At 72.0% G+C, this 2,120-nt stretch carries 3 protein-coding genes; 1 reads left to right on the top strand and 2 read right to left on the bottom strand.

Going from position 1 to position 2,120, the window contains the following annotated elements; genetic code table 11:
• Positions 1-764, top strand: a 764-nt coding sequence (locus tag EYA84_RS30950) for a glycoside hydrolase family protein (RefSeq protein ID WP_201272537.1), incomplete at its 5' end; no start/stop codon positions are given.
• A gap of 33 nt (positions 765-797) precedes the next feature.
• On the opposite strand, the gene EYA84_RS30945 is transcribed toward EYA84_RS30950, so the two are convergent.
• Together EYA84_RS30945 and EYA84_RS30940 are read right to left on the bottom strand one after the other, a co-directional pair.
• Positions 798-1,196 carry a carboxypeptidase-like regulatory domain-containing protein gene (locus tag EYA84_RS30945; protein ID WP_131057743.1) on the bottom strand — a complete coding sequence of 133 codons (399 nt, stop codon included), beginning with the start codon at positions 1,194-1,196 and terminating at the stop codon, positions 798-800.
• A 132-nt stretch (positions 1,197-1,328) separates the two neighbouring features.
• Positions 1,329-2,120: serine protease (locus EYA84_RS30940; RefSeq protein WP_131057742.1), on the bottom strand; the 792-nt coding region annotated here is incomplete at its 5' end.

Raw genomic sequence — 2,120 nt, 5'->3', positions numbered from 1 at the left:
AGAGGTGGATAAGAGACAGGCCCGCCGCCACCTCGACGAAGAAGGGCGTCGGCGTCTGGACCTTCGACGGGGTCGACCGGGCGCTCGCCGACTCCGGGGCGAGTTGGTACTACACCTGGAACGTCGCGCACCCCGGCGTCACCACCCCGCGCGGCAGCGAGTTCGTGCCGATGATCTGGGGCGCGGACAGCGTCACCGCCGCCAACCTGCGGCAGGCCAGGCAGAACGGGAAGTACCTGCTCGGGTTCAACGAGCCGGACCTGAACGGCCAGGCGAACATGAGCGTGGAGCGGGCGCTGGACCTGTGGCCGCAGTTGGAGGCGACCGGCCTGCCGCTGGGTAGCCCGGCGGTGGCCTGGGGCGGGGACCGGCCGGGGGAGTGGCTCGACCGTTTCATGGCCGGCGTGAAGGAACGCGGGCTGCGGGTCGACTTCATCGCCCTGCACTGGTACGGCGGCGACTTCCGCACCGCCAACGCGGTGGGCCAGCTCCGCTCCTACCTCCAGGCGGTGCACGACCGGTACGGGCTGCCGATCTGGCTCACCGAGTTCGCGCTGATCGACTTCTCGAACGGGGTCCGCTTCCCGACCCAGGCGCAGCAGGCGGCGTTCCTCACCGAGGCGACCCGGATGTTGCGTGGACTGCCCTGGCTGCACCGGTACGCCTGGTTCGGGCTGCCCGCCAGCGACAAGGACCAGACCGGCCTGTTCCGTCCCGGCGGCCAGACCACCGAGGTCGGGCGCGCCTTCCGGGCCGCCCGCTGACCGGGTCGGCCCGAGCCGGGTGTCACCGGGCGGTCAGCGCAGGACGAAGTCGAGAGTGGTGACCGCGCCGGCCGTGACGGTGGCGGTCTGCGGCTCGCTCGTCCGCTCGCCGGTGTCCACGACGATCTCGTACCGGCCGGGCGGGAGCCGCCACTCGTACCGCCCGGTGTCGCCGGTGAGGACGCCGATCTCGGGGATCGCCGGTGCCGGGTCGTCGAGCGACTCGACCAGGACGGCGGCACCCTGCACCGGATCACCGGTGGCGGTGGCGGCGGCGCCGGTCACGATGCCGGTGGTCGCACTGCGGGGTGGAGGTGCTGCCGGGCCGTCGTCCGAAACCGACCGGTCGCCGTGCCACGCCAGCAGGCCGGCCCCGATCAGCAACGGCGCGGCCACCAGCAGTGCGAGCGCCCCGAGCCGCTCCCTGGTCATGCCGGAACCCCGCTTCGCTCGCCCATAACTGCTCCCTCGCTTCTCGTGACGGACAGTTGTTGAGACGTGCCGCAGTGGCCGGCGGTTCCGTGGGGTGGGGGCGGTTCACCCCCACCCCACGTCCGATTCCGGTCAGCCGTTTCGCCAGGTGACCAGGTTGTTGGCGACGGACTCGGTGATCCGGGTCCCGTGGTTGTTGGTCGAGTGCGGTGCGGAGCCGTGCACGCCGTACGCGTGGATGGCCATCACGCACTCGCCGGCGCAGAACGAGCTGCCGGCTGGGCGGGTCTGGTAGACCGGGCTGCCGCTCTGGCAGCCGAAGGTGTCGTTCTGGTAGAAGACCTGCCGGTCGTGGGTGACCTGGATGGTCTGCCCGGCGTGCCGCCACTGCTGCCCGAAGGTCTTGTCGCACGGGTAGCCGCTGACCGTGCTGGCGGTGCCGGTCAACGTGGCGCTCTGCCACCAGAAACCGAACCAGCCGGTGGTGTTGCCGGCGGCGCAGTTGAGCCGGATCGCGCCGTAGTCGTTGGTCTCGCTGCCGTCCTGGGTCCAGCCGGTGACCGAGAGCAGTTGGGTCGCGGTGCAGGTGCCGTACGGCGTCGACGCCCCGTTCCGGCCGGGGATGATCTGGAAGTCGCCGCGCGGGTAGAAGCCGTTGCCGCCGCCGCCGTTGGCACCACCACCCGGGTGGACGCAGTGCCCGGCGGTGGCCACGATGCTGGGCCCGTACAGCCAGCCGGTGCAACCCCAGGTGGAGCCGCCGGTGGTCCGGACGATCTGCACGATGGCCCGGGACGGGAAGACCGTGGTCGGGTCGACGCGGACCCGGTTGTCGGTGCCGATCACGCTGAAGACGCCGGCCGAGGCGCCGCCCGCCTTCAGTGCCTGGCCGCCGGCGTCGAACCGGAGCCCGCCGGGCTGGAC

Origin of the sequence: Verrucosispora sp. SN26_14.1 (assembly GCF_004307965.1) — a bacterium.
Lineage (GTDB): Bacteria > Actinomycetota > Actinomycetes > Mycobacteriales > Micromonosporaceae > Micromonospora.
Note: the sequence above shows the minus strand (reverse complement) of the source record. Positions and strands in the feature narration are given on the sequence as shown.

Coding starts and splice junctions, on each gene's coding strand:
- EYA84_RS30945 (WP_131057743.1), bottom strand. CDS start 1,196: ATGACCAGGGAGCGGCTCGGGGCGCTCGCACTGCTGGTGGCCGCGCCG.